The sequence below is a fragment of the Burkholderia sp. MSMB0856 genome (assembly GCF_001524645.2).
GTDB classification, from domain to species: Bacteria; Pseudomonadota; Gammaproteobacteria; order Burkholderiales; family Burkholderiaceae; genus Burkholderia; species Burkholderia diffusa.
Map to the genome: position 1 here is coordinate 429,646 of NZ_CP013429.1, position 23,655 is coordinate 453,300.

19 protein-coding genes and 3 pseudogenes are annotated in these 23,655 nt (G+C 59.7%); 7 read left to right on the top strand and 15 right to left on the bottom strand.

Going from position 1 to position 23,655, the window contains the following annotated elements; genetic code table 11:
* Positions 1-148: 148 nt before the first annotated feature.
* Positions 149-1,162 (top strand): hypothetical protein, encoded by a 1,014-nt coding sequence (locus WS87_RS30720; RefSeq protein ID WP_059816672.1) that lies wholly within the window; start codon positions 149-151, stop codon positions 1,160-1,162.
* 54 nt (positions 1,163-1,216) lie between these two features.
* On the opposite strand, the pseudogene WS87_RS30725 reads toward WS87_RS30720, so the two are convergent.
* From WS87_RS30725 to WS87_RS30735, 3 genes and pseudogenes are all read right to left on the bottom strand, one after another.
* Positions 1,217-1,558: pseudogene (locus WS87_RS30725) on the bottom strand (IS3 family transposase); the annotation flags it as partial.
* A pseudogene (locus tag WS87_RS30730) lies at positions 1,546-1,827 on the bottom strand (helix-turn-helix domain-containing protein); the annotation flags it as partial. The pseudogenes WS87_RS30725 and WS87_RS30730, both read right to left, overlap by 13 nt.
* Positions 1,828-2,125: 298 nt before the next feature.
* A protein-coding gene (locus WS87_RS30735) for an IS3-like element ISBvi7 family transposase (RefSeq protein ID WP_107938004.1) occupies positions 2,126-3,249 on the bottom strand; the annotation gives its coding sequence in 2 pieces (ribosomal slippage) (positions 2,126-2,988 and positions 2,988-3,249; 1,125 coding nt in all).
* A gap of 98 nt (positions 3,250-3,347) precedes the next feature.
* Here WS87_RS30735 and WS87_RS30740 point away from each other — a divergent pair.
* A protein-coding gene (locus tag WS87_RS30740; protein WP_107938255.1) for an IS3-like element IS407 family transposase occupies positions 3,348-4,468 on the top strand; the annotation gives its coding sequence in 2 pieces (ribosomal slippage) (positions 3,348-3,606 and positions 3,606-4,468; 1,122 coding nt in all).
* Between the two features lie 27 nt (positions 4,469-4,495).
* On the opposite strand, the gene WS87_RS30745 is transcribed toward WS87_RS30740, so the two are convergent.
* Positions 4,496-5,923 (bottom strand): ISNCY family transposase, encoded by a 1,428-nt coding sequence (locus tag WS87_RS30745; protein ID WP_107938256.1) that lies wholly within the window; start codon positions 5,921-5,923, stop codon positions 4,496-4,498.
* Between the two features lie 210 nt (positions 5,924-6,133).
* On the opposite strand from WS87_RS30745, the gene WS87_RS30750 reads away from it, so the two are divergent.
* The 4 genes from WS87_RS30750 (at position 6,134) to WS87_RS30765 (ending at position 7,186) form a co-directional block, all read left to right on the top strand.
* A complete protein-coding gene (locus WS87_RS30750; RefSeq protein WP_059820553.1) occupies positions 6,134-6,322 on the top strand; it encodes a hypothetical protein in 189 nt (62 codons plus the stop codon).
* 120 nt (positions 6,323-6,442) lie between these two features.
* The gene (locus WS87_RS30755; RefSeq protein WP_059820552.1) at positions 6,443-6,739 is read left to right on the top strand and encodes an H-NS histone family protein; all 297 of its coding nucleotides are present in this window, start codon (positions 6,443-6,445) and stop codon (positions 6,737-6,739) included.
* A gap of 21 nt (positions 6,740-6,760) precedes the next feature.
* Positions 6,761-6,970 (top strand): hypothetical protein, encoded by a 210-nt coding sequence (locus WS87_RS34365; RefSeq protein ID WP_059820551.1) that lies wholly within the window; start codon positions 6,761-6,763, stop codon positions 6,968-6,970.
* A 12-nt stretch (positions 6,971-6,982) separates the two neighbouring features.
* A complete protein-coding gene (locus tag WS87_RS30765; RefSeq protein ID WP_059820550.1) occupies positions 6,983-7,186 on the top strand; it encodes a hypothetical protein in 204 nt (67 codons plus the stop codon).
* 64 nt (positions 7,187-7,250) lie between these two features.
* Here the strand turns inward: WS87_RS30765 and WS87_RS34105 are convergent, their stop codons facing one another.
* From WS87_RS34105 to tssF, 8 genes are all read right to left on the bottom strand, one after another.
* Positions 7,251-7,715 carry a hypothetical protein gene (locus WS87_RS34105; RefSeq protein WP_179952358.1) on the bottom strand — a complete coding sequence of 155 codons (465 nt, stop codon included), beginning with the start codon at positions 7,713-7,715 and terminating at the stop codon, positions 7,251-7,253.
* A 1,497-nt stretch (positions 7,716-9,212) separates the two neighbouring features.
* A complete protein-coding gene (locus tag WS87_RS30780; RefSeq protein ID WP_082750749.1) occupies positions 9,213-9,773 on the bottom strand; it encodes an imm11 family protein in 561 nt (186 codons plus the stop codon).
* Between the two features lie 6 nt (positions 9,774-9,779).
* Entirely contained in the window at positions 9,780-14,018 is a 4,239-nt protein-coding gene (locus tag WS87_RS30785) for an RHS repeat-associated core domain-containing protein (protein ID WP_059820548.1), read from the bottom strand.
* Between the two features lie 21 nt (positions 14,019-14,039).
* Complete coding sequence (locus WS87_RS30790; protein WP_059820547.1) at positions 14,040-14,498, bottom strand: DUF1795 domain-containing protein; 459 nt, start codon at positions 14,496-14,498, stop codon at positions 14,040-14,042.
* Between the two features lie 64 nt (positions 14,499-14,562).
* Positions 14,563-15,006: a hypothetical protein gene (locus WS87_RS30795; RefSeq protein WP_059820546.1), complete on the bottom strand. Its 444-nt coding sequence runs from the start codon at positions 15,004-15,006 to the stop codon at positions 14,563-14,565.
* Between the two features lie 43 nt (positions 15,007-15,049).
* Positions 15,050-15,919, bottom strand: a complete 870-nt coding sequence (locus WS87_RS30800) for an ankyrin repeat domain-containing protein (RefSeq protein WP_059820545.1) — start codon at positions 15,917-15,919, stop codon at positions 15,050-15,052.
* The gene (locus WS87_RS30805) at positions 15,919-18,918 is read right to left on the bottom strand and encodes a type VI secretion system Vgr family protein (protein ID WP_059820544.1); all 3,000 of its coding nucleotides are present in this window, start codon (positions 18,916-18,918) and stop codon (positions 15,919-15,921) included. The genes WS87_RS30800 and WS87_RS30805 overlap by 1 nt, the downstream gene beginning before the upstream one ends.
* A gap of 147 nt (positions 18,919-19,065) precedes the next feature.
* The gene (gene tssF, locus WS87_RS30810; protein WP_059820543.1) at positions 19,066-20,946 is read right to left on the bottom strand and encodes a type VI secretion system baseplate subunit TssF; all 1,881 of its coding nucleotides are present in this window, start codon (positions 20,944-20,946) and stop codon (positions 19,066-19,068) included.
* Between the two features lie 578 nt (positions 20,947-21,524).
* Between tssF and WS87_RS30815 the strand changes: the two genes are divergently transcribed.
* Complete coding sequence (locus WS87_RS30815; protein WP_059820542.1) at positions 21,525-21,980, top strand: hypothetical protein; 456 nt, start codon at positions 21,525-21,527, stop codon at positions 21,978-21,980.
* Between the two features lie 409 nt (positions 21,981-22,389).
* On the opposite strand, the gene WS87_RS33800 is transcribed toward WS87_RS30815, so the two are convergent.
* The 3 genes and pseudogenes from WS87_RS33800 to WS87_RS34370 form a co-directional block, all read right to left on the bottom strand.
* Positions 22,390-22,602 (bottom strand): hypothetical protein, encoded by a 213-nt coding sequence (locus tag WS87_RS33800; RefSeq protein WP_159085723.1) that lies wholly within the window; start codon positions 22,600-22,602, stop codon positions 22,390-22,392.
* Between the two features lie 81 nt (positions 22,603-22,683).
* Positions 22,684-23,034 (bottom strand): FxLYD domain-containing protein, encoded by a 351-nt coding sequence (locus tag WS87_RS30825; RefSeq protein ID WP_059820540.1) that lies wholly within the window; start codon positions 23,032-23,034, stop codon positions 22,684-22,686.
* A gap of 78 nt (positions 23,035-23,112) precedes the next feature.
* Positions 23,113-23,238 (bottom strand): annotated as a pseudogene (locus WS87_RS34370) (PDDEXK nuclease domain-containing protein); the annotation flags it as partial.
* Between the last annotated feature and the right edge of the window lie 417 nt (positions 23,239-23,655).

The window sequence follows — 23,655 nt, forward strand, 5'->3', positions numbered from 1 at the left end:
GCCCATACCTGCATCAACCAATCGTGAGAGCCGCTCGTGAATGCTACAGCCGGAGAAGTGACTGAGCTGATCCCTGTTACCCGAGGCAGCCTATAATCCCCAACAGATTGTTCGGAAAATCGCGGTTATCAGGGTGAGGGGTGTCCAAATGGGACAATGCCGTCGCATCTATTCGCGCTTCGTGCTCATAAGCTCGATCGCCTGTCTGGCAATTCTGGCCGGCACAGGCTACGTGCACGCCGAGGACAGTCCGTCGAGCTTGCCGACCGATGTCAAGCCATCTGAAAGAAAGATCAACGTCTACGCGGTGTATGGCGACGGACGCGCGACCGAGGGTGGCGACATGCATTGGCGCGCCTACGAAGTCGGCTTCGGCGACGTCCTGAATGACTACCTCTCGGTCTACCTCGCGTATGTGAACGAGGGGCATCCCCTGGATCACCACCGTGACGGCTTCGCCGCCCTGGGTTCGTTTCGTTGGCCTGTCGGCAGCCGCGTGGCGCTCGAATTTTCGGCGGGGCCGTATTTCAGCATGGATACGACGCATGTCGACAGCGAGGTGCGTAACGAAAAGCGATGGGGTGTGCGTGCGTCAGCAGCGGTGCGGTATTACGTCGTTCCCAACCGCTTCTTCCTCAAGGTCCAGTACAACCATGTCCAGATGATTGGCGGATTCAATTCTGACGCGGTGCTCTTCGGCATCGGCTCGGATTTCGGCGGCGATCCCGGCCCCGCGCTTTCGGACGGCAGGACGCAGGTTAGCGTTTGGGCCGGCACGTCGCAGACGAACCGTCCTCAAGTGCCGATCGAGAAAGGGTATATGGTCGAAGTGAAGCGGCCGCTCGGCAATGCGTGGGCCTATTCGGCGAGCTTCGTCTACGAGGGCAATAATGGCGTCGCCGGTCGAAGGGGCGTGGCAGCGCAACTCTGGTACGTCGCGCCGATCAAGAGCAAATGGACGCTTTCGGCAGGCGTAGGTCCGTATCTCTCGCGTGACCGCGACGAGGTCTCGAGCAAGACGAGACTCAATGCCATGCTCAGCGCGCAAGTAAGCTATCAGGTCACGAATGATTGGGCGGCGAGCTTGCGCTTCAATCGTGTCGCAACCGGTAACGACAAGGATCAGGACATGTTCATGGTCGGCCTGGCACGCAACTTCTAGTAGGCTCGTTCTTACGTGCAGTGAGGTCGGACGGAATTCGTGGAGGCCAATGAGTTAAGCAGCGATCTGATTCAAATAGAAGCGCTGCGCGAACGCGACAGGCGATTGGTAGTTCAGACGCGCCTGCGTGCGCTGCCGGTTGTAGAAGATTTCGATGTACTCGCTGATCGCAAGGCGTGCCTGCTCGCGCGTAGCGAAGCGTTGATGATAGACCAGTTCATTCTTCAGCGGTCCCCAGAAGGATTCGATGGGTGCGTTGTCGTAGCAGTCGCCACGACGGCTCATCGACGGTCGCATGTCAAACTGGCCGATGAGTGCTTGATAGGCCAGCGCACAATATTGCGACCCACGATCGCTATGGTGAATCAGGCCCGCCGGCGGTGCGTGGGCCCGAAATCGGCGTAGCGATCGCGGATGATCGACAGTGCCTGGTCAGCCGTCATGGGGTCCAGTCGATTGTTGCTGGGCTGCGCGCGCCGACGCGACACGAGACCGTGTGGCCCGTGCTCTCGCAGTCGGGCGACCAGCCGGCGGATTTGCCGCGTCGTCAGCGCCAGCCGTTCGGCCGCGCGCCATGGCTTGAGCTTGCCGTCCGCCACGTCCTGAATGACCTTGAATCGGTCCAGTTCGCGCATCGTCATCGTGATCCGTCCTGTCGCAACCATCGCAGCCTCCAGCGCCGGACACCCGGCGCCGATCAGCTTACGATGGACCGAAAAACGGACATTTGAACTTGGCTAGAAGCGGACATTACAACTTAGCCACTACAACAAAATGTCCCCGCTAAGTTCAATTGTCGGGTTTCCAGCTAAATTGAAATGTCGCGGTGTTTGGGCTTTGTCTTGTCCTTGTTTATGGTGTTGGGGTGGGGCGGCGATGACCTGCCCCCAGCAAACAGGGCCAGCCGGAGTCTAGTAAAGTTCGTTTTTTGAACGGTCCCGGTTTTCAGTGCCAAAGGCAATGTTAGTCTTCGGCGTTCTGTTGGTCCGTCAGTTGGGCCTGCAGGCCCAACTGACGGACGTATTCGGCAGGCGGCACTTCACCGAGAGCCCTGTGAGGCCGACTCTCGTTGTATTCGACCCGCCATCGCTCAATCTGCTCCCTGGCGTCGGCCAGCGATGTGAACCAGTGCACGTTCAGGCATTCATCGCGAAGCGTGCCGTTGAACGACTCCACGAATGCGTTATCCGTTGGCTTGCCGGGCCGGCTGAAGGCAATCTCGACCTTGTGATGGTAAGCCCACAGGTCCATCACCTGACTCGTAAATTCCGAGCCGTTGTCACAAAACAGCGTGCGGGGCGCTCCGCGTTTGCTCCTCAATTCATCCAGTGCACGCACGACATCTGAAGCGCTCAGTCGCTGGCCAACATCGATGGCTAGTGCTTCGCGCGTAAAGACGTCGATGATGGTCAGCGCGCGGAACCTCTGGCCGTTCGAAAGCTGGTCGGCGACGAAGTCCAAACTCCACGCCTGATTTGCCGCCGTCGACTTTGCACGTGCCGGGCGGCTCATCTGTGCACGTCGCTTGCGATTTGGTCTGTAGCGCAGCGACAGCCCTTCCTCACGATACAAACGGTACAGCCGATTCTTGCTGACCTGATAGCCCTCCCGTAGCAGCAGCACGCGTATCTTGCGGTAACCATAGCGCACCCGCGTCGCCGCGATTTCACACATGCGCTGCCGCAATGCAGTCTGCGGGTCGCGGTGGCTGCGATACTGGTACACCGAGCGCGATATGGCCACCAGGCGGCAGGCACGCCGCTCTGCTACTCCATAGGCGGACTTTAGATAATCCACGACATGGCGCCTCGGCGATGAATTCACCACTTTTTTTTCAATACGTCGGTCAGCATCGCCTTGTCCAACGTCAGCTCCGCGACCACCTTCTTCAGTTGGACGTTCTCGTCTTGAAGCTGCTTGAGCTGCCGCACCTGGTCCGTCTGCAAACCGGCATATACCTTCTTCCAGCGATAGAAGGTTTGCTCCGAAATGCCCACGTGACGAATCAGTTCCGCTACCGGCATGCCTGCTTCGGCCTGTTTCAACACCGCCACAATCTGCTCCACACTGAAGCGCTTGCGTTTCATCGTACGGCTCCTTTCATACTGAAAAAGTCCGCCGAAAACTCGCTTACATCATGGCACTGTTTGCTGGGGGCCGCTCATTTTCGGAGAAGAAGACGAACATGAAGAAGCGCTTTACGGAACAGCAAATCATCGGGTTTCTGAAGGAAGCCGAGGCCGGGGTGCCGGTCAAGGAACTGTGCAGGAAGCACGGGTTCAGTGACGCGTCGTTCTACACCTGGCGTGCGAAGTTCGGCGGCATGGAAGTCTCGGAAGCCCGCCGGCTCAAGGACCTCGAGGTGGAGAATGCCCGGCTGAAGAAACTGCTGGCCGAAGCAATGCTCGATATGGAAGCGTTGAAGGTCGTCGTCAAGGGAAAGCCCTGAGCCCGCAAGCCAAACGCGAAGCAGTATCGGCGATTCGGGAGAAGGTCAACATCTCCGAGCGCCGCGCCTGCCGGCTTGTCGGGCTTTCTCGCAGCGTGCTGCATTACGACGCGAAGCCAGACCACGAGAATGAGGTGCTAGCGGCGCGTCTGGTGGAGTTGGCACACCAACGTCGTCGATTCGGCTACCGCCGATTGCACGCCCTAGTGGAACGCGAAGGCACGCACGCCAATCACAAGCGCATCTATCGCCTGTACCGCGAGGCAGGGCTGGCTGTGCGGCGCCGTCGCAAGCGCCACGGCGTCATGATTGAGCGCGAGCAACTGGCATTGCCGGGCGCCCCCAACGAGGTGTGGTCAATTGATTTCGTGATGGATGCGCTTTCCAACGGCCGGCGCGTGAAGTGCCTGACCGTCGTCGACGACTTCACGAAAGAGGCTGTCGACATCGTCGTCGACCATGGCATCTCAGGTTTGTATGTCGCTCGGGCATTGGACCGCGCAGCTCGCTTCCGTGGCTATCCCAAGGCGGTGCGAACAGACCAGGGCCCCGAATTTACGAGCCGCGCGCTTGACCAGTGGGCGTATGCGAACGGCATCGCTCTGAAGTTGATTCAGGCGGGCAAGCCAACGCAGAATGCGTACATCGAATCGTTCAACGGCAAGTTCCGCGACGAATGCCTTAACGAGCACTGGTTCACGACGCTCGCGCATGCTCGGGCTGTCATCGCGGCATGGCGTCAGGACTACAACGAGCAAAGGCCGCACAGCGCACTGAACTACCTTGCGCCGTCAGAGTTTGCGGCGAAACATCGGGCAACCGCGGATACTCCTGCCGCTTTCCAGGAGTTGGTTTAAAGGGACTTTGCTAGAAGCCCATTGGCCCTATTGATGGGGGCACGTCAGCGAAGCCGCCCCCCGTTCCCTGATTCCTTTGACGCTTACTTCAAGAATGGCTTGATTCAGGTCAGCAAGCTCGATGGCACGCTGCTTCTTCAGCCCGATGAGCGCCTTCTTTGCCTGGACCTCGGCACCGCAATGGGTGCGCGACGGTGAGCCGGAAGCACGGCGATCGTCACGCATATTCTGGATGCGCCGTGCGACTTCCAGTGCGCTGGACAGCCGCTTGTTCTCGACCTCGGCGCCTTGATCGATGCGTGTGATGCGATCGTATTGCTGACATGACAGCACTGCGCCGTTGGCCTGTACTTCGATCATCCCGTCCGGATATTCGACGACCTCGACGTATTCATGCACGAGGCTCCGATTGGCCACCGAATCGGCCAGCAGATACATCACGCGGTCGTACTGCACTGTCAACGCGTTGGATACTTTGCGCGGCACGCGATACGACAGGATCTGTCTCAGATCCTCATCAGCACGCAGTGGCCGGTGTGCATCGTGATCGCTTTTCGGCGGTTTGCCGAAGCGACGATTGAAATCAGCGATGAAGGAGGGTGCATACGCGTTGGCGGCCTCCCATGTGCTGATTCCGCGCAATCTAAGCTCTTTGACGAGCCGGTCCTGCAGTGTCAGGTTGGCCCGTTCCACACGCCCCTTGGCCTGGCTCGTGTTTGCACAGAACGCGTCGATATTGAGTTCGTACAGCGCTCGGCCAAACTGCGTGACGCCTTTGCCCGCGGTCTCCGAGCGCTTCTTCACGTAAAAGACGCTGGCCTTGTCGCTGTAGAACGCCACCGGCTTGCCGTGCGAACTCAAATACTTCGACAGCGCCTCAAAATAGCTGAACGTCGATTCGGTCGCCGTGAAATGCAGCGCCATTAACCGTCCGGTTGCATCGTCGATGAACACCAGCAGCGTGCAAGCTGGCGCACGGTCCTCGAACCAACGGTGGTCGCTACCGTCGATCTGAATCAGTTCGCCCAGGCATGCACGGCGGTTGCGCGGTTGGTAGACCTTCGGCGGGCGTTGCTTGCGTGGAATCCATAGGCCGGAAGCCCTCATCAGCGTACGAACCGTCTCGACAGCCAGGTCAATGCCATGACATTCGCGCAGCTTCTCGCACGCCAGCGTCGGGCCAAAATCCGCGTAGCGCTCGCGGATCAATGCCAGCGCCCGCTGCGCCTTTCCAGCTGGCAACTGATGATTGCTCGGGCGCCCACGCTTGCCTGACACCAATCCGGCCACGCCGGCCGCGCGATAGCGCACCACGAGGCGCTCAACCTGCCGCACGCTCAAACGCAGCCGGTCGGCTGCCTGGCCGGGCTTGAGCCGGCACTCGGCCACCGCCTCAATGACCTTCAGCCGATCCACTTCACGCATCGTCATCGTTATCGTCCCAGTCGCGTTCATCGCCGGCGCTCCCTGTGGGGTGTCGGCGATCAACCTACAAGCCAAAACACGACATTTTTATTTAGCGGAAACGCGACATCTGAACTTGGGACCTACACAAAACGTATTGATAATGTTAATTATGTCAAACGTACTCCTAACTGATTTTTTGCAGATGGCCCGCGACACCGCCATCTGCTTTTTTAAGACAAGCCAATCCGGGTTGAAAGAATGACATCACTCACTATCAAGGTTGTCGTCACAGTCGTCGCGACTATCGTTTTCCTGATCACAGGCGCGATCGGGGTCAAAAAATCAGATCCGCTCACGATAGTCATTGCCGTGTTCATTGCGATCCCCACTGTATTGTTTGGCTTCCCGGAATGCCTCCAAGCGCTTGCAGTGCTCATTGGCCAATGATGCCGGCCCGCCGTATTTCCACCTGCGCCGTAGCGGCGATTTGACAAGCCGCAACAATGCGTCGAAGCTGTGCGCATTGCTTCCCGCACTACTTTCCAACAACGGAATCCTGCTCCAAATATGTCTAATTATCTCGAACTTAAAGCACAGGCAGACGCACTGGCACAGCAAGCGGAAGAGGCTCGACTTGCCGAACTCGACGCCATCATTACCTCGATCCGTGAACAGGTTGCCGAATACGGCATCACACCGGATCAAATTTTCGGTCGACGCCGCACCATTTCGTCGAGCCGCCGCGCGCCGATCGCGCCGAAGTATCGAGATCCGAAGACCGGTGCGACCTGGAGCGGGCGCGGCAAGGCTCCCCATTGGATTGCGAGCGCGAAGAACCGCGATCGCTTTTTGATCGAACAGTAAGCCGGAAGGCGGTTGGGCGCGATGTTGTCATCTCTGCCCGACGGGACATACTGGGCGACATGTCGTGAGCGGACGATCTTTGCTGCCTCCGCAAACGGCCACGGCGACGTATTTCCGCGCGCAGAGATGATCGTGAAAGATGGATGGGCTACGTTCACCCGTGACGGCATCGAAGTGTGGAACTGCAGCGCGCGCTACGCCGCGGCGCACTTCGACGTTCAGTCCGCTTAGGAAGACCTGCCGATGAGCCAGCTTGTTCAGATTGCGCCGGGTATCGTGTTCTCCGCCGATGTACTCGGGGCCGACTGGGCACGTAAGTATCAGCAGATCACCGAAATTGAAGTTCCAAACGGGCGTGCCCAATCTGCAACTCGGCGGATCCGGCCCGCTAAGGAAGCCGATAAGGCGATCGCCGAAAGCACTTCGATCCAGATGTCGTTGTTGTAGACGACGACCGGTCCGCCAACCTATGCCCGTCCGCCTCGCATAGAGAAGATCAAGCGGCGCATGTTCATTGTTCGGCCAGCCGCTCGAGCTCGTCGAATTCACCAAAGAAGTCCTGCTGCCCTGGCAACGGCGCCGGCGGCCGACGTGCTGCTCGCGGCCGCGGATGCCCCGCTCTCTTCAACGTGCGCGCAATCGCATGAAGCTGGGCCCAAATCTTATCTGCTTCGGCGTTCGACAACGTATCGGCCGCCACTTCGAGCGCACCAACGAGCCTCTCGAGCTGTTCGGATGCGCTGGCCAGCACGGGGCGCACTCGATCGCGCGCCTTGCTTTCCCGATAGGCTTCGAGCCATCGATCAAGCAGCTTCCGCTCGTCGCGGGACAGAGTGTCAAGTAACCCAGTCGGGACAGGTTCGTCGGCACGAAACGTACCGATGACACATTCGCGCATCCGCGCCCTGATGGAAGGCCGCTTTGGTGGCTCGACCCGAAGCACCTTGATGAGGCGCCCTTGTTCTCGAATGAGCATCGTTCGTCTCTGATTCCATGCGATCACACCAGAGCATAACAAAACAGTACGTCATGAGCGATTGAGCAACGGCTCATATCCTATCGCGTCATTGTCCGCCAAAGACAGTCTCACTGAGCTGAAATGCGCCGGCGCGTCGTGCATCCGGTTGAAAAGCTCACCTCCCGACTGCTTCATGTCGCCGCTTGCGGCGAGTCCTTTCGGTTGTCGTGATACTGATGAAATAACACCGAGCACACCAGTGGCCACGTCGAATCGTATTCGGCGTGGCGAGCCATCGATGGCCTCGGGCGCATTCCCACTCAAGTCTGGTTGCGCTATTCACATAAGTCGCTGAGACGCACTTCCCACCACGCTCAAGCGCAATGTCTTTCATCAGATCAAGCCCAAGCCTGGACGCGTCGCGGCTACACACTGGGCACCAGTGTCCCCGAACAACTGCCCCAGGAGCAGCCTCCCAGCGATGCCCGTGTTCGCACTCCCATTTCAGGGGCGTCGCCGCGTTTCGGTATGTTTCGGACAAGCACCGACCGCCCAGCTGCGTCGCCCGCTGGCGCATGTGCTCGATCCCAAAGCGCATCGAGTCCCGTTGACACTCCGGGCACCAAGCACCACGAAAGATTCTCGCGCCTTGTGTTTCCCACTCGTGATCAGCACCACACCGGAACCTGTAGTAGGCTTTGCTGCCCTCGTAGACCTTCGAGAGACAAAGCCCACCATGACTCTTCGCTCGTTCACGTAACCTTGCGAGGCCGTCCTTGTGACGATATGCGTGCACCTTCTCTCGGTCCGCGCAAATGCGGCACCACGCGCCCCGCACGATCTCACTACCGGAAGTCTCCCATTCGTGCCCAGCAGCACATCGGAAACGATAGCGCCCTGTCAGTTTCGTGTAACCGGTCGACAAACACTTGCCGCCTCTCGCTTTTGCCGCGGCTCGCATGCGCGTCATCCCATCCGGATGGGCCATGCGCTTCGAATGTTGCGCCCTCGCGCAGACCACGCACCAAGAGCCTTTTCGCAGATTCTCGGCGGTCTTCTCGAAAGCGTGCCCTGCCTTACATACAAACTGGAGTCGTGTGCCTCGGCCCGCGTACTGCTCCGAAAGACAGCGGCCGCCGGCGTGGCGCGCGAGCTGATGGATTTGACGAAGTACCTCGTCGACGCGACACGCCGGACACTGGACCAGTGTGTAGAACAGATAGGAGCCGCATCGGCTTGATTCGTGTCCCTTGCGACATCGAAATCGATACTGCGCGTGCCAACCTTTCCATTCTGATTCCAGCAACTTCAGTCCGTATGGACGAAGAGCCTCTCGCATTCGCTTCAACTGATCGAGTGACAACGTTGCTGCTCCGCAAAATTCCTTTCGTCGGCCTACCCGCGCATAGAGGCCCAGAAGTCGACAACCCCCAACGAATGATTCTCACAAGTTACTCTAGTGAAATCGAGGCCCGCCACACAATGCTCCGGCCAGTCACCGGAAGTTGCGAAATCCTACTTCTCAGTTTGAGAAATTACCTCTCCGAAATCGAACCCTTTTAATTTATTTTGCTCTACAAGCTCTCTAAAACGCTCGGATACAAATACTGTAGCAGGACTTTCTTTTAGGCGAAATACATCAGCCCCTTCAATGCGACTCTTCAGAAGAAATATTTTATTGAAAACCGTCGCCTGAGGATAGACTTTGAATTTTGATGCATCCATATCGACAGCATTCTCTATCACCCGGGTTACATGAAATCCGGACATGTCTTTTATCGGGGCCTCGACCTGCAATATCTCCCCGCTGTCACGAAGTACCGGCGCCAATACATCCAGCGCCCTCTCACTAAACACGAGAAACGGAGATAGCATCGTATGAACGTCGCTAGTCTTTTTTCTGCGCGAAGTGCCCCACGTAAGCTTAACGGGGTCATAATCTTGGCCAAACCCTTGCCCGCATAAAGCGGTTGCTCGTATAGCTACGCTCTTGTCATATGCGATTTCACCGTCATCGTCGACTTGGACGAGTGGCTGAAATGCCTCATCCTGCCTAATGCCATAAATATTACCCATATAGCCTCACAATTCAGAAAGAACGGACTTCCACGGCGTGTCTCTGGATGCGTTCTGCAGCGTTTCTCTTATCGCTTGCAACTGGTCAAGAACAGCTTCCTTGCCACCCAGATCTGCCTTTTGCAGGAGTTGGTTGACCTTCTGGAAATAAACGTCAGGATGCTTCCCGTTATGCAATATACCGCCAAGATCGTCGGCATTATTCCGATTAGGCAAAAACACCCCATTCAATTCAGAGTCAACGTCAATACCGTATTTGCTCAAAATAGCACGCGCCGGAGCAGCTTGCTTCGAAGTATCGCCAACGATATGGTGTGCGGCAGAGTTGGCCGGGCGAGTTATGCCCGACTTCTCCATATTGTTACTCAGCTTGACTGAACACCACCCCCATGGGTCGGTCCATTGCTGCGAATTCGGGCCATAGGCATATAAGTTTCCACCTCCGTATAGCCCAATCGGATCCTGATTGATAAACCGCCCCACATCCGGATCATAGAAACGGAACGTGTTGTAGTGTAGCCCCGTACTTTCGTCGGCATACTGACCGGCATAGCGCAGCGGCTGATCTGTCCGCGCGGTCGCGAGCTGCTGCTTGCTCGGCTCAACTTTGCCCCACGCCGTGTATTGCCCCGCCCAGGCCAGCTCGCCAGCCTCGTCGGTGACCTCTTGCGGCGCCCCTGCCAGATCCGTATGGAAGTGGTAGATCCGCGACGCGCGCTTCGCCGTATCGATCGCGGCCGCGGCCAGGGCCTCCGCGATCACCGCATCGACGCGGGCAGCCGGTGAGTACGGATCATCAGGGCTGTACACATAGCTGCTCACGCCTGTCTCGCGCACTTCCTGCGCGAGGCGCAAGCCTTCCCATACGAACCGTTTCGTCTCGCTGCGCAGTTTCACACCACGCACGTCAAAAGTGGTATCGGTCTTCGAAATACGCCGGCCCAGCGAATCGTACTGGAAGCGCGTTTCGACCACGCCACGCGCGTCCTGCGTGCGCACCGCGATCAGCCGATCTTGCCCATCGTATGTGAAGCGCTGCTGCTGGTTGGCTCCGCGAAGCTTCGTCGCCAGATTGCCGAACGGATCGTATTCGAAGCGGATGTCCTGCCACATCCGCAGACGATTGCCTTCGACGTATCCGCGACTCTTGCCCTGTGCGCCGTCGAGCATATTGCCAGCGGCATCCCAGGCAAATTCCTCGAGCTCGCGATCCATGGTGTTCACACGACGTGTCAGCTGTCCGGCCGGATCGTAGCTGTACTGCGTGCTGCCACGCAGGCAGTCGCTGGTCTCGATCAGTTCGCCCGCTGCGTCGTAGCCGTAGTTACGCCACAACTGCCCGCGTCCTCGACCGAGAGCGTTCGGTTGGAAACCAGCGGACTGCCAGACTCTTCGGCCAAGCGGATCGTAGGCAAAACGCTGAGTCAGCCGCCCCTGCGTTCTTGCGATCTCGCGATGCAAGTCGTCACGCTCGAAGTCGCTCACCACCTGATCACCACAGCGGATCTGGTGAACGTGACCGGAGCCATAGCGCAGCATCTGTAGCGTCTGGTCGTTGGGTAGCGCGAGCGATATCACGTTGCCCAGTTCATCAAGGTTGTATTCGACGTCGCCATTCGCACCGTGCTCGGCGACAAGACGACCAACCTTGTCGTATTCGAAACGCACCACGTCCGGCGTGATACCCAGTGCGATACCCGCGGAAGTAGGTGCACGCTCGATCTTCACCAGTTGGTCATTCTTGTTACGCTCGTAACGTGTAGTCTCGGTCGGCGTATGCTGGACCTTCAGGTTACCCATCCGGTCGCGTTCGAATCGAATTGTACGGATCGGACGATCCGCCGTCGCATGACGGTCCGGCGAGCCCACGATGTCCACAGCAAGCAATTCTCCGCCTTCGCCATACTCGAATCGCCGCTGGACACCATCGGGCCTCGTTTCGGTCAACAGACGGCCGCCGGCGCTGTACGTGAACACGTAGCGTGCGTGGTCCTGCTGGAGTTCGCGCAGGCGCCCCGCTACGTCATAGTGATAGCGGGTCCGTCGTCCGGCAGGATCGATCGCTTCGACAAGTTGACCGCGGGCATTGCGCAGTGACTGCTGCATCCGGCCTCCGAGGCCGACATGCCGCACGACGAGCCCAGCCGCGTCGTATTCGAAAGTCTCCGTGCTACCATCGGGATACGTGATACGACGTGGCTCGCCGGTCGGACGTATGTCATACGCGACCCGCTGCCCCAGGGCGTTCTCCCGTGCAAGCGGCAGTCCAAACGCGTCGAAACTGCTGCGCGTGGTTTTACCGGAGCAGTCCGTATAGGCAACCAATTCTCCGAGACGATTCCACTCGAGCGTCTTACGTCCGCCACGCGCGTCGATATATGCGATCGGCAACGCACTCAATCCCTTCGGATACTCGTAGCGATTCTCGTGGCCAAGCGGATCCTTGGTCGACAGTAGCCGGCCTTGTGGATCGTATTCCGCGCGCCAGGCGCCGCCGTCGGCCCCGACAACTTCCACGGGCCGCATGCTGTTGCCGTCGTAACGAGTCCGAGTCGTACGGCCCAGCGGATCAGTCTCGGCGACGATCCGGCCCGCGTCGTCGTACTCGAACTCGACCGTGCGCTCACCCGGCAGTATCAGCATCACCGGCATGCCGGCGTCGTTGTACCTGATCCGGTGGAGTCCACCGTCGAAGTCGGTGTACTCGACAATCTGAAACTGCGCGTCGAAGCGCCAGTGCGCGGTTCGACCATCGGCGTACCGAACGCGAGTCTTGCGGCCTTCGATGTCATACTCGAGCGTCGCGTCCTCGCCTTCGCTGGTGCGCGTCGCCACAACCCTCGGCTGCCCTTCGTTCGTCGACCACACGTAACTCGACGTGAAACCCAGTGCGTTCACGTGACTCGCCATCAGGCCATTGACGTACGTAAATCGCCGTACGACCGCCCCGTTCGCATCCGTCACGGACGCCAATTGACCGTTTTCATCGTACCCGTACGCGACAGCGAGGCGTCGTTCGTCACCATGGACTAGCGTGACCGAACCAAGGCGGCCGTGTTCCCCTTCGTAGTCGAGAACGGCCTGCAGCCCGCCACACGTCAGAATCTCGGTGACGCGGCCGCGGCTGTCGCGCTGGAACTGGCACCACTGCCCCGCCTGATCCTCGATACGGCGCACCCACGCGATGCGGCCGGAGTCAGGCTCGTATCGGCCGAAGTCGTAATACGTCTCGCCAATGTCATGCAGGATGTAGCGGCCGTCGGGCGTACAGGTCAGATAGCGTTGCTCGGCCTCGCTGAATGCGGCTTGCCCGGCACGCAGCAACGGAAATCCGCTCTCGCGCCCTTGCGCGTCGGTGTACCAAAGCCGCCCGTCGCGGGCATGCAGACGAAGCTCCCACGGCGCTACCCAGCCACGGCCAAGCGTCCCCGCATAGCCGATGCTGCTCGAATAGAACCGCTTGATCGCGACCGGCATCGGGCTCGGGATCACGAAGTCAGTTTCCGATTCGGCCAACAGGATTTTTCTTCCGGTCGTGACGTCGACCGGGTTGCCAAACATCCCGCCGAGCGCCTTGTTGATCGCCGGCGCGGCAACGTACCGCCCGAACGCTTCACCGAGCACGTACCCGCCGATGAACTTCGCAGCGCACGGCAGGACCGCGCGGGATAGCCCGCCAGCCTGCTTCAACAATCCACCCAAGCCGCCGACCAGCCCCGCCAGCACGAACGCCCATTCCGTCGCCGTCCGCAGCCACGGCGGCACTTCGTCTTCGACTGGTAGGTATGTCTGCGTGCCGCCGTGAAAGAACGTGTCGTGAGAACCGTCGCCGATCGTCGCGCCGCAGGTGATCTTGTCGTCCTTCCGCGCCGCGGGCCGCCCGTTGATGAAGATGTTCGTCGATCCTTGCGCGACAAGCGGAATGGGATTGTGCTTGCTGCATGCCACGCCGCTCAACGTCGCATAGGCCGCCGAGAGGGAGTTGACGTAGACGTCCGGCGAACCTGTAATGATGTTGCCGGATTGCGAGCTGAACATCTTGCCGATCGACTCTCCTATTGATAGGAGAGCCTGCGCGCCGATACCGGCCATCATGCCGGCCAGCAACGCGACGCCGAATCCGCATGTGAATGTGGCGAAGGCGACCGCGGCGATCAGGGCAATGCCCAGCACGGCGCCGACCAGAAAGCCCGCAAGTGCGCTGGTGTGATCGATCGGGTCAGTGACGCGTGCGGCTTCGTACACGATGTTGGTCCTCTGATGTTGTTATGCCGACTCTCGTTCTGCCGGACGGTAGCCGTCGAGCCAGTTGCGCCACAATGCGTCGAGCGTTTCGCCGAAGCTCTTCGCGCTCGATGCGGTAAAGATCAGCACGCGTCCCGGGGCAACGATGAATGCACCTTGCCGTTGAAAGACGGTCTTTGGACCGTTCCGATAGGCAGCGTCGATGCGCTCCCCCGGCATTCCATCGGTTTCAGGCCCAAGCCGTTCAGCCTGGCGCGAAAGCACCCGGTGTCCCTGCAGCCTCGATTTGAGCAGCGCGATCTGCCGATCGATATACGGCGCAAGGGTCTCTCCGTCCTTGAGCCAGTCGCGTGCGACACTGAGGTTCGGCTGTGCGGCTGTATCGGCCGGCACGAACAGGTTGGTCGTGCGATCCTCGAAACCGTTCGGCAGAACGATGCTGCCTTCGTGAATCCGGATACGGTTTTCGGAATCCGTCATGCTGGTTCTCTCGTGATGTGTAGTTGTTGGAATGAGTGGAAATCAGCGCCCACTCGCGCCACACTCATTTTCCTTGCAGCGCGACGGCGCTTTCCCGGCGCAAGCGCAAGCTGCCCGCGAGCAATACGACATATGCGACGAGCCACGCGTAAAACGCAACGCCGTAGCCGGATATCGGCGTCGCATCTGCTTCGTTGAAGTACCACTTCGTCGTGAACAGTGAACAGAGCGCACACGCGAGCGCAGCGACCGAAAGCTGGCTCGCGCGGGTATATCGGCTCCGAGCGAGCTGAACGGCCGCGGCCACGTAGAGCGGATTGGCCAGCCATGCTGGATTGAGCATGAACAGTCCCAACCAGCCCTGGGCGAGAACCGACAGCCCGCTGAGCGACGCTTCCTTTTCGAAATGCATCGCCGGCATCGTCAACGAGAGGACGTACAGCGCCCCGGATACGCCGAGGACCGTCTCCCGCCTGATACGCGGCGTCGAATCAAAAACGTTCATCATTTCCCAAATCCATTGCACGACGCTTCAACCGTCACGCGTGCGTTCAATCCGTCTGGCCGGCCGGCGTCACGACCTTCTCGCCGCGCGCGCGCATCGCTGCACGTTGCGCCTTCGGATCGAGCGGCGGCCACGGCGCGCCGGCCGTTACGATCTTTCGGCGGATATCTTCGATGCGCGTACGCGCTGCGGAATCCGCAGCCGTATGGTTCTTTAGCTCGTTTCGCAGCACCCACCCGTACGACACGCCGAGCTGGCTGGCAATCTTCGGATCCGCGCCGTGCGAGAGGAGGTAGTCGACGACGTCCCACTGCTGAATCATCGTCGCCTCGAAGAGTGCCGTCTTTCCGAGCGAATCACGAGCATTCACGTTCGCCTTGTGCTCAACCAGCAGCTTCAGCTGGGGCAGCAGCCGGTTCTCTGCAACTGCAAAAATCATCGGCGTGTCACCGTTGTATTGCCAGTTGGGATCGAGCCCGCTGTTCAACAGCACGCGCAGGAGGTTGGGCGTATCGGCCCGCAATGCGACATCGACTACCGATCCGCCGCTGGCACCGACCGGTGCCTTGGGATCTGCGCCGTTCTTCACGAGCACCGAAATTATCTGGAAGCGCGGATTTGACGCGTCGTTCTTAACCGGGACGATTTCCTGCACTGCATACGACAGCAGCGTCGTGTTCTTCGCGCCCGGCGCATTCAGATCAGTCTTAGGCGCGAGCTGCTGAACGCGAGTGAGATCGCCGTCATGAATGGCCTGAGCCAACGTGAGTTGCTGCCCCGAAAAGAAATCTTCCGGTGCGTAACGCTTGAAGCCAGTCATGTTCGTCCCTTGGGCTTGAGTGGGCCACCAGAGCGGCGAGGACACTCCAACGAGTGCGGCAATCGCGCCGGCGGTTATCGCTTTTTTGTATCGCATCAGTGAGATGAATTCAGTTGGGAGACCAGGTCGAGTTGATCCTTCGCGACCTGCTGGTTGATCCCGTTCGTCACGTCACCCATCAGGTGACGGCCGACCGTGGTCACGCTCTCACCATCGAGCGTGACGGGGCTACCAACAGCCTTGGGCATCAGCGCCGCCGTACCGTCGCTGATCGGCCCGAGTCGGCCTTCCTGCAGGCCGGTCAGGATATCGCCGTCGACGCGGTAGGCCGTGATGTTGGCCGGCTGGGCGGTCCCGCCGTATTGTGCGACGGTCTCCGGATTGAGGCCGGCAGCATTGAAGGTCACCGCCGAACCGCCGCTGGCCTCGGCTGCAGCAGACGCCAGGCCACCGCCGAGCGAATGCCCGGTGAAATCGACGCCGGCCGACGCGCCCGTGGTCTCGATGTTCTTGCCGATCGTGACCGCATTGCGGTAATACGGCGCATCGGCGCCGAGCCCTTGTGCCATGTTGTTGCTCATGTCTTCGCCGAAGAGCTGCTGGGTTCCCTTGAACGCGACCGTCGGCTTCATGCTGTCGCCGAAGACATTCGGATCCGGGATATACATCTGCGACCCGAAGTTGCTACCGCTTTTCTCGAAGTCGCTCGGCTTGAGCCCGAAAGCCTTCAACGCTTCCGGATCGTTGGTCGCCATCTTCCACCCGGTCGGCGGCGGATCGTTCGGGTGATACACGTGATCCGCGAGTTTCGCCAGTTGCTGCGCCTTCAGCGAGTTCGCCAGCTTGGCCGCGGCAGCGCGCGTCGCCGGATCGGGGCTCGCCAGCCCCTTCGCGATCGTCGCTTGCTCTGCCGCCCACTCGAGCGCGAGCGCCTGTTCCGCGGATTGCGCACTGCCGCGATTCAGATGGATGACCGGCCCGTCGAGATAGATGCCGTTTGCGTTGATGACGATCGTTGACGGACCGAAGGTCAGCTTGATGCTGTCCGGCGTCATCGTCACGACGCCATCGCCGACACGATGCTCGATGCCGTCGCTCGCCTGATGGCTTTGCATGCCGGGCCCGGCCTTGCTTGCGATGGCCTTCGTATTGATCACGTTCGCCGTGGTGTCGCGCGTCAGCGCGATGGTTTCCTTCAGTCCGCCCTGCGCGATCTGCTTCGTCTCGCTGCCCTTGAGGAGCGACACCGTGCGCCCGCCGGCTTCGACCGTATGCGTTTCCGAATCCTTGATGACCGTGTTCATATCCTTCTGCGCGTGCAGAAAGACTTCTTGCGCGCCGTTCACGTCGGAGAACCGCAGTTCGTTGGAGCCGGCGCCCTTGTGCGTCTGGCTCTTGATCCCCATCGTCTGCCCGGCAGCCCCGTGATAAGGGTTGCCCTGCTCGCCGTTGTAGACGCGGCCCACGATGACCGGATTGTCGGGGTCCCCTTGATTAAACGCGACCAAGACCTCCTGATTGATCCGTGGGATGGCGGCCGCCCCCCACCCGTCGCCCGCCCAAGGTTGGGACACACGGATCCACATCGAATCCGATCCGTCCAGCTTGCCGCGGCGATCCCACAGGAAGTGCACCTTCACGGCACTGCCGTTCGTGTGAATTTCTTCGCCCTTTGGGCCGACCACGATTGCCGACTGCGTGCCGTGAATGACGGGCTTTGGTGTATGCCTGGGTGAACGATACGGAAACTTCTTCGGGAGCAGGGAAAATGTATTGCGGTACGGCAGTTTCGCGTTGTGTTCCGTGTAGTCGTTCACGGCCTCATGACGAACGTGCAGGATGGCGTATTCCTGATTGTTGGCCATCACTGGATGGTTGGTCACCGTCACGCTGCCTGCAGCGGTCATCCGCCACGCATAGCCGCTGCCCGTATACCGATGCGCGCTCGCTTCTTCTGCTTGCATCGCGATGCGTGCGTAACGGTCGCCGTCATCGCCGTGGTCGAACAACGACTGGTGTTCGAAACGCTCCGTTGTCTCGAGCCCCGCATGCCGGAGATTCTCCGGCTCGGCCTGCGCCAGCATCAGCGGCGACGACGGGTTCTGGTGATTGAAGTCGCGAAAAGCGATCTTGCCGACGCCGAAACGCCGGCCTTCATGCAACTGGTCAATACCGTTGTCTTCACTCGCTGCGGTGGCGGCATACGGCAAACTGGCCAACCCGTCGATCGGGCGGAAAACGAAATTCGTATCGCCGATGACAAGGAAGTGCTTTTCCTTCTCGTAGCGGTGCGTCCAGATCAGGCCTTCCTGCTCCATCAGACGCGCACAGAAGTTGTAATAGGACTCCTGGTACATCACGATGTATTCGAGCGGCTTCTGCGCGGTCCGGATGTCGAATTCGAAATCGGTGAACCCGTGATCCTGGAAAATCTCAGTGAGGATGTCCTGAGCGGTCTTGTTTTGGAAGATCCGGCAGTCGGTCGAGCGCGTCAAAAACCAGAACCACGGCGCCACCGTCATTTGATATTGCGTCACCTTGCCCGGGTTACCCGCCCGGTCGAACGACGTGACGTAGCCGTCGAAGTAACGGATGCCGTCGGCTCCGCCCGACGAGACGATGCGCTCAAGCGTGGACTGCCGCGCGCTCTGGTCGAATCGAATCTTGATCGGTTGCCCGATCAGCTGATCAGGCACCAGGTCATGCTGGTGTGACAGCAAATCGAGGTGAATCTCTGGCAACCGATTGACATGTTCATCGATGACCGCGGTGCTGACCAGCAGCACGTCCGGACCGAGCGGCGAGTCGATGGTCACGTATCGATTTAGCTGAGTCAGCCGAGCAACGCCACCGGCCGCATTGTTGAGCGCGTCCGCAATCGCGGCCGGCGTTTTGTTCATCAGCGAAAAACCGGTCTGCGCCAGCTGAACCGCGCGTTGCACGGTGTCAATATGACTTGCAACGCCGGCGAGCGGGCCAATCTGGCCTGCCACCGTGGATGCGACTGGCCCGGCAAGGCCGCCAAGCGCGCTCAGCGAGCCCAACAGATTTCCGCCGGAACCGGCCGGAATACCGCCATTCGGGGCGAAACTCATTTGAATTCCCTTTATTTTCGTCTCAGGTTCTGTCCCCAATTGGCTCACCAGCTTGAGGCCCCGCTACTGTAGGACAAAACGTTTGCCAGCGAAAGATACCTGAAATTCCTTTGCAATTTCCCTGCTGATACCTTTTCCACCCGCCAATCAAATAAGCGGTTGGGAACCGGCGCAGGGTTCACCGCGTCGCAGTACCGCACCGGTTTCTGCCGAGACCAATACGATTTGCACGAAGCTGGTGACTGGAACGTACGGGGAAAATAGTCGATCCATCACGCGCGCCAATCCGGCGAGACTGAATTGGACGAAACGCTGCTCGTCGATCACGAGCCGGACCTCCAATCCTTGGACGAACGCTGAAGCCGGCTTGCCTGGCATCCAGCGCCGCACCCGCGCAGTCGAGAGCGACACGAGCGCGTCGAATCGCCGGCCGGCGTCGGGCGCGGACATGCCGAAGCGGGTGCACAAGCGCTTGAACTCATTGAGCCCGTCGGCGTTTAGCCGCGCTGCCTGCGGAACCAGCCACGACAGCAATTCCCACAGGTCGCCGCGGCGAAGAATCGGCGCGGTACTTGCACTGGGCTGAGCCAACAACTCGATCTCGTCACCCGAGTCCCCATCGCGCACGGCTAACCGGCGCTCGCGCATGTCCGCCAGGTTGCCATTTGTGCAAGACAGCACGATGTCGAGCTGGCGCAGCGCGGCCGGATCAACCGGCTCGCCGCGGGCGTTCACAAGCGCGAGTTCCAAGCCACGCAATCCGGCTGCGCGCGCTCCAGTTGCATGTCTGTGCAGCGCTTCCTGTCCCGGCTTGCCGGGCTCGGAAGGTGGCTTCGGCGCGCGCCGGGCTTCGTCCCGCAAAACGATCCAATACGGGCCTGGAGCTGCGCCAAGCGCATGCTGCAAGGATTCGAAGGGCGGCAGAAGTGCGGCACCCTGGGCGGTCGTGATGCGGACCTGATCAACTGACCAGATCTCGGTCGTGGCTGCGCTCTTCAGCGAAAACGGTTTCAGCGCATAGTACGCTTGCCCAGCCTTCGTTTCGATTGGCTCCGCATTGCTCGAGAACAAGTTGACTACTGGTGTGCAAAACAGCCGGAGATTGTCGGCCGACGCTGCAATCAATCGTTGGGCGCGACGTGAGTCGGGGTGGACGCCGGCAAGGGCCAAATGCAACGTGATCCGGCGCGCACCGCCCGCCAACCGTTTCAACCGCGCCAAGTCCAGATCGAGGTTGTCAAATCGAGCGGGGAACGCGCCGTACTCCATCAACAAATGAAACGGAGCAGTCGTGTTGTCGCGAGGCGGCGGAAGCAGCGCGTCGGCATCGTCGAAACCTGCGGCCGCCAGCGGCATGTCCACCCGACGCCAGCGCCCGCTGCCGTCCAGTTCAACGAAGGCACGCGTGGCGTGCATCAGCACGCCGTCGGCGAGCGCAGCCACCACCTCCCTCTCCCCCGCCAAATGTATCCGCAGCATATCGGGTGCGATGGAGAACTGGGCCGACGGTGCCGTGAGCTCAAGGGTGAAAGACAAAATCCCCGTCGTGTCGGACGGCAGTGTCGTTTGCATCGGCGCGACGGTCGACGTCGCGTAACGTACAGCGGAAACGGTCAACGGCACCAACGTGACGTCGGCGGCAGTGCGGAACACTAAGCGGCTATTCGGCGCCACCAATTGGGTGCCGCGTGGAACTATTCGCGGCTCGGTCTGCTTGCTGTCTCGATCCACGCGGAATTGGGCCATCGCACAAGATGGAAACGGCCGCAGGAACGCCCCGTGGATTGTGTCAATCAACGCGTGAGTAAACTCCGGCACCTCATCTTCGAGTCGGATGTCGTGCCGAGCGCACATCAACGCGAACGATTGCAGCAGCCGTTCGACGTGTGGGTCATCCGAGTGCTCACCGGACATCGCAAGACGAGCCGCGATTTTGGGGTAAAGCTCGGCGAATGCGCGTGTCGAGCGGCGCAGCAGACCCAGCTCACGCTCAAAATACGGTAGAAGATCCTCGGGTTCGATGGCCATACGCGTTTCAGATGGTCACGCCGATCTGTCAATCGGTACCGTGCTCATGGGTAGAGGCAGCGATTCTAACCGGGCGTCGCGCACGCTTATCTCGAATTTATCGAGTCGAGAGCGAATCAATCGTAGCGTTTGAAATACGCAGGCATGAGGCTTGCCGTGAAACGAGGGCCGCCACTATGGCCCTCGTGACAGCCCTCTGGGCTTCGGGAGGTTCGGTTGCCCATCGCCAAGCGAGCAAAAGCGATGAGCACGCTCTCGAAACTTCTCTGCATCGTAGCAGAGCAGGTTCGTTCGTCGGCATCGTTTAACGATTGTTCACCGATTGCCAGCCATGCGCTCAATATCGCTCGTCCGCAGGCACCGATCTCGGAACGGTTTCTACGTCGACACAACTGCCCAGTGTGGCAAAACGAGCGTTGCACCGCATATGTCCCCGTTCCTCGCGCCTCCAGCGGCCGGCACCTTCGGCCAACCACTCAGTACGCAGGATATGCACAGGCCCGATCCAAAAATAGTGTGCTCTTGCAGAACGAAGCTGGCTCGCCTATACCGTACTCGACACGGCACCGGAGGCCATCGTGATCGTCCCTTTGTTGATGCCACGCTTGTTCTGTACGGCCTTCGAGTTGGCCGGCGCAATCTACGATGGCGAGGTGTTGGTCGACGCTCGCAAAGTTTCGGACATACGCGAAATGCTGATTTCGTTCTATGGAGCTGATCCCGGACCTTACGAGCTAGCTCTCGCGACCGTCGCGACCGATGTCTTCTCGGACGAAAACACGCGGGCTTGCTTCCTCGAACGAGTCGATGCGTTCGACCGGCTGCTCGCTAATAGAGGTCTGATCGACGCGTGGGGCGTGCACGGATGGGTGCGCCGCAACCCGATAGATCCAGATCGATTTGCACCCGCTCGATTTGTTGTCGAGGCTGCGGCCATCTGCGCGTTGGACACGCGTCGCCGGGCGTTTGACCTGCAGGATTTTCACGAAGCGGCGTACAACCGAGCTGATGCTAGAGGCGTTGAATTTTGGTGACATCCTCACCTTCGAGAATAGACATCTCAACTTCGCGGCTACTTCCTTCCCTCCGTTGACTTTCGATCGACGCGCGTCGCGGACAACGACGCGCGCGCCCGCGGCCGACCGAGAGCGACACGTTGCTCACTCCGCAAGAGCTCGATAGCGGCTCGAGCCTCTTTCAGCTCCGACCTCACGTCGACCAACTCGGCCTCCCTCTCTCGACCATGTTGACGGGACTCTTCGAGCGTGCGCTCGAGTGTGGTTTGCGCTTCGCGCGCAGCGTCCGATTTCGTGACTGCGACCGTCGACTCTTGCTCGGCTTTGACACGGGCCGCGCGTTCTTTCTCCAAGGCCGTCGTGCTCACGCGTTGGGTAGATCGCCAGTTTGAAGCGGCAATCATGTCATCGTGATAACAAGGCTAACCTACTTCTTCTTGCGGTTGTGCCGCTTCGAGGCGGCTTGGGTCTTACGCTGCCGCTTCTCGGCCTTCCGCTTCTTATCGGCGGCGCGCTTCTGACTCGACACCGCCGGTTCGTCGACCACCCTGCGGAGTGCGACCCTCTGATCGTCGCTAGGGAACTCGTCCTGGCGAAGGCGCCACTGCTCGCCTTTGCCTTTCCACAATCCCAGCTCCACGCGCTTTCGCTCGAGCTCGGCGAGGTCGGCCGCGCTCCTGCTAATGGGCCAGAGAGCGCGTCCAGGGCGTAGCGCGCCCGTTTACTGGGCTGGCACTGCCATAATGTTTCCGAGCTTCGCCGACGCGACATTCCCAGTCGACGTGATGTAGGGGGCTGCAAACCGCCATTTGCCGCCCTGTGCGACGCCCATGGCGGCATCTTGCGCCGTCGCGATTTGCGTACCCTCACCATCCAAAATCGCAAATTGGACGACGACGGATTCCAATTTGCGTCCCGAAGTGTTCGTGAGAATGCCAGTTACGCGTCCGCTTCCCGCCTGCTCTTTTACGAGTGTGACACCCGATACGGGAAGGTCGTGAATTACCTGCGCCTGAGCGATAGAAGAAAAGCAAGCGAACGCGAGACTCGCGCATGCCATCATATATTTCATAAGTAGCGCCTCTTTACATTTATGTTTGCGAAGACCGCTACAACGTAAACGGTATCGCTCACAAAAACTTTAGCGGATTCAAGTTTCGCGTCTTTCCTCGAGCCTCGCTAGAGCAGCAGCGGTCGACTGGTGCAATTTGGCCTGCAGTGTCTCGCGCGGCGGAAGCACTGTTAGATGCTCAGCGACGTGGATGCCGATTTTACCGTAGCGGTCTTTCACACGCGGCGCCTTGAACTCAGTGGGGGTTTAGGTTCGCGGTGCGGGCAGTCCCAACTGCCGGAGACCAAAGCAAGGTTGTCATCCTTTGCGAAGCAAAGATGTCACTTCGGCGGCGGATTTACTATACAGACAGAAGGCACTAACGCGGAAGCGCCGCGCTGGGATGTGTTCGTGGCTGCGCGTCGGCTGTTTGGTCAGTTTCAGTCTCCGATCGCAACATTACTATCGTGCCCCCCACTCGCGTTAACGCAATCTCTTCTGCTATTGGTATAGCGGTAATGTTGACCTGGGTTTTGCCTACATTTACGGCACGTTTTCCGCATGGCAGGTTGATGGGGCCGCAAAGGGCACGAATCGCATCAGGGGACGGGCTCGGGGATAACGCGATGGTGACTTTTCCCA

Excerpts from the sequence above, each read along its gene's own strand:
- WS87_RS30800 (WP_059820545.1), bottom strand. The coding sequence starts at position 15,919 with ATGCGATACAAAAAAGCGATAACCGCCGGCGCGATTGCCGCACTCGTT.
- WS87_RS30780 (WP_082750749.1), bottom strand. The coding sequence starts at position 9,773 with ATGGGTAATATTTATGGCATTAGGCAGGATGAGGCATTTCAGCCACTC.
- tssF (WP_059820543.1), bottom strand. The coding sequence starts at position 20,946 with ATGGCCATCGAACCCGAGGATCTTCTACCGTATTTTGAGCGTGAGCTG.
- WS87_RS34365 (WP_059820551.1), top strand. The coding sequence starts at position 6,761 with ATGTTGTCATCTCTGCCCGACGGGACATACTGGGCGACATGTCGTGAG.
- WS87_RS30825 (WP_059820540.1), bottom strand. The coding sequence starts at position 23,034 with ATGAAATATATGATGGCATGCGCGAGTCTCGCGTTCGCTTGCTTTTCT.
- WS87_RS30720 (WP_059816672.1), top strand. The coding sequence starts at position 149 with ATGGGACAATGCCGTCGCATCTATTCGCGCTTCGTGCTCATAAGCTCG.
- WS87_RS30795 (WP_059820546.1), bottom strand. The coding sequence starts at position 15,006 with ATGATGAACGTTTTTGATTCGACGCCGCGTATCAGGCGGGAGACGGTC.
- WS87_RS30755 (WP_059820552.1), top strand. The coding sequence starts at position 6,443 with ATGTCTAATTATCTCGAACTTAAAGCACAGGCAGACGCACTGGCACAG.
- WS87_RS30745 (WP_107938256.1), bottom strand. The coding sequence starts at position 5,923 with ATGAACGCGACTGGGACGATAACGATGACGATGCGTGAAGTGGATCGG.
- WS87_RS30790 (WP_059820547.1), bottom strand. The coding sequence starts at position 14,498 with ATGACGGATTCCGAAAACCGTATCCGGATTCACGAAGGCAGCATCGTT.
- WS87_RS34105 (WP_179952358.1), bottom strand. The coding sequence starts at position 7,715 with ATGCTCATTCGAGAACAAGGGCGCCTCATCAAGGTGCTTCGGGTCGAG.
- WS87_RS30750 (WP_059820553.1), top strand. The coding sequence starts at position 6,134 with ATGACATCACTCACTATCAAGGTTGTCGTCACAGTCGTCGCGACTATC.
- WS87_RS30765 (WP_059820550.1), top strand. The coding sequence starts at position 6,983 with ATGAGCCAGCTTGTTCAGATTGCGCCGGGTATCGTGTTCTCCGCCGAT.
- WS87_RS30805 (WP_059820544.1), bottom strand. The coding sequence starts at position 18,918 with ATGAGTTTCGCCCCGAATGGCGGTATTCCGGCCGGTTCCGGCGGAAAT.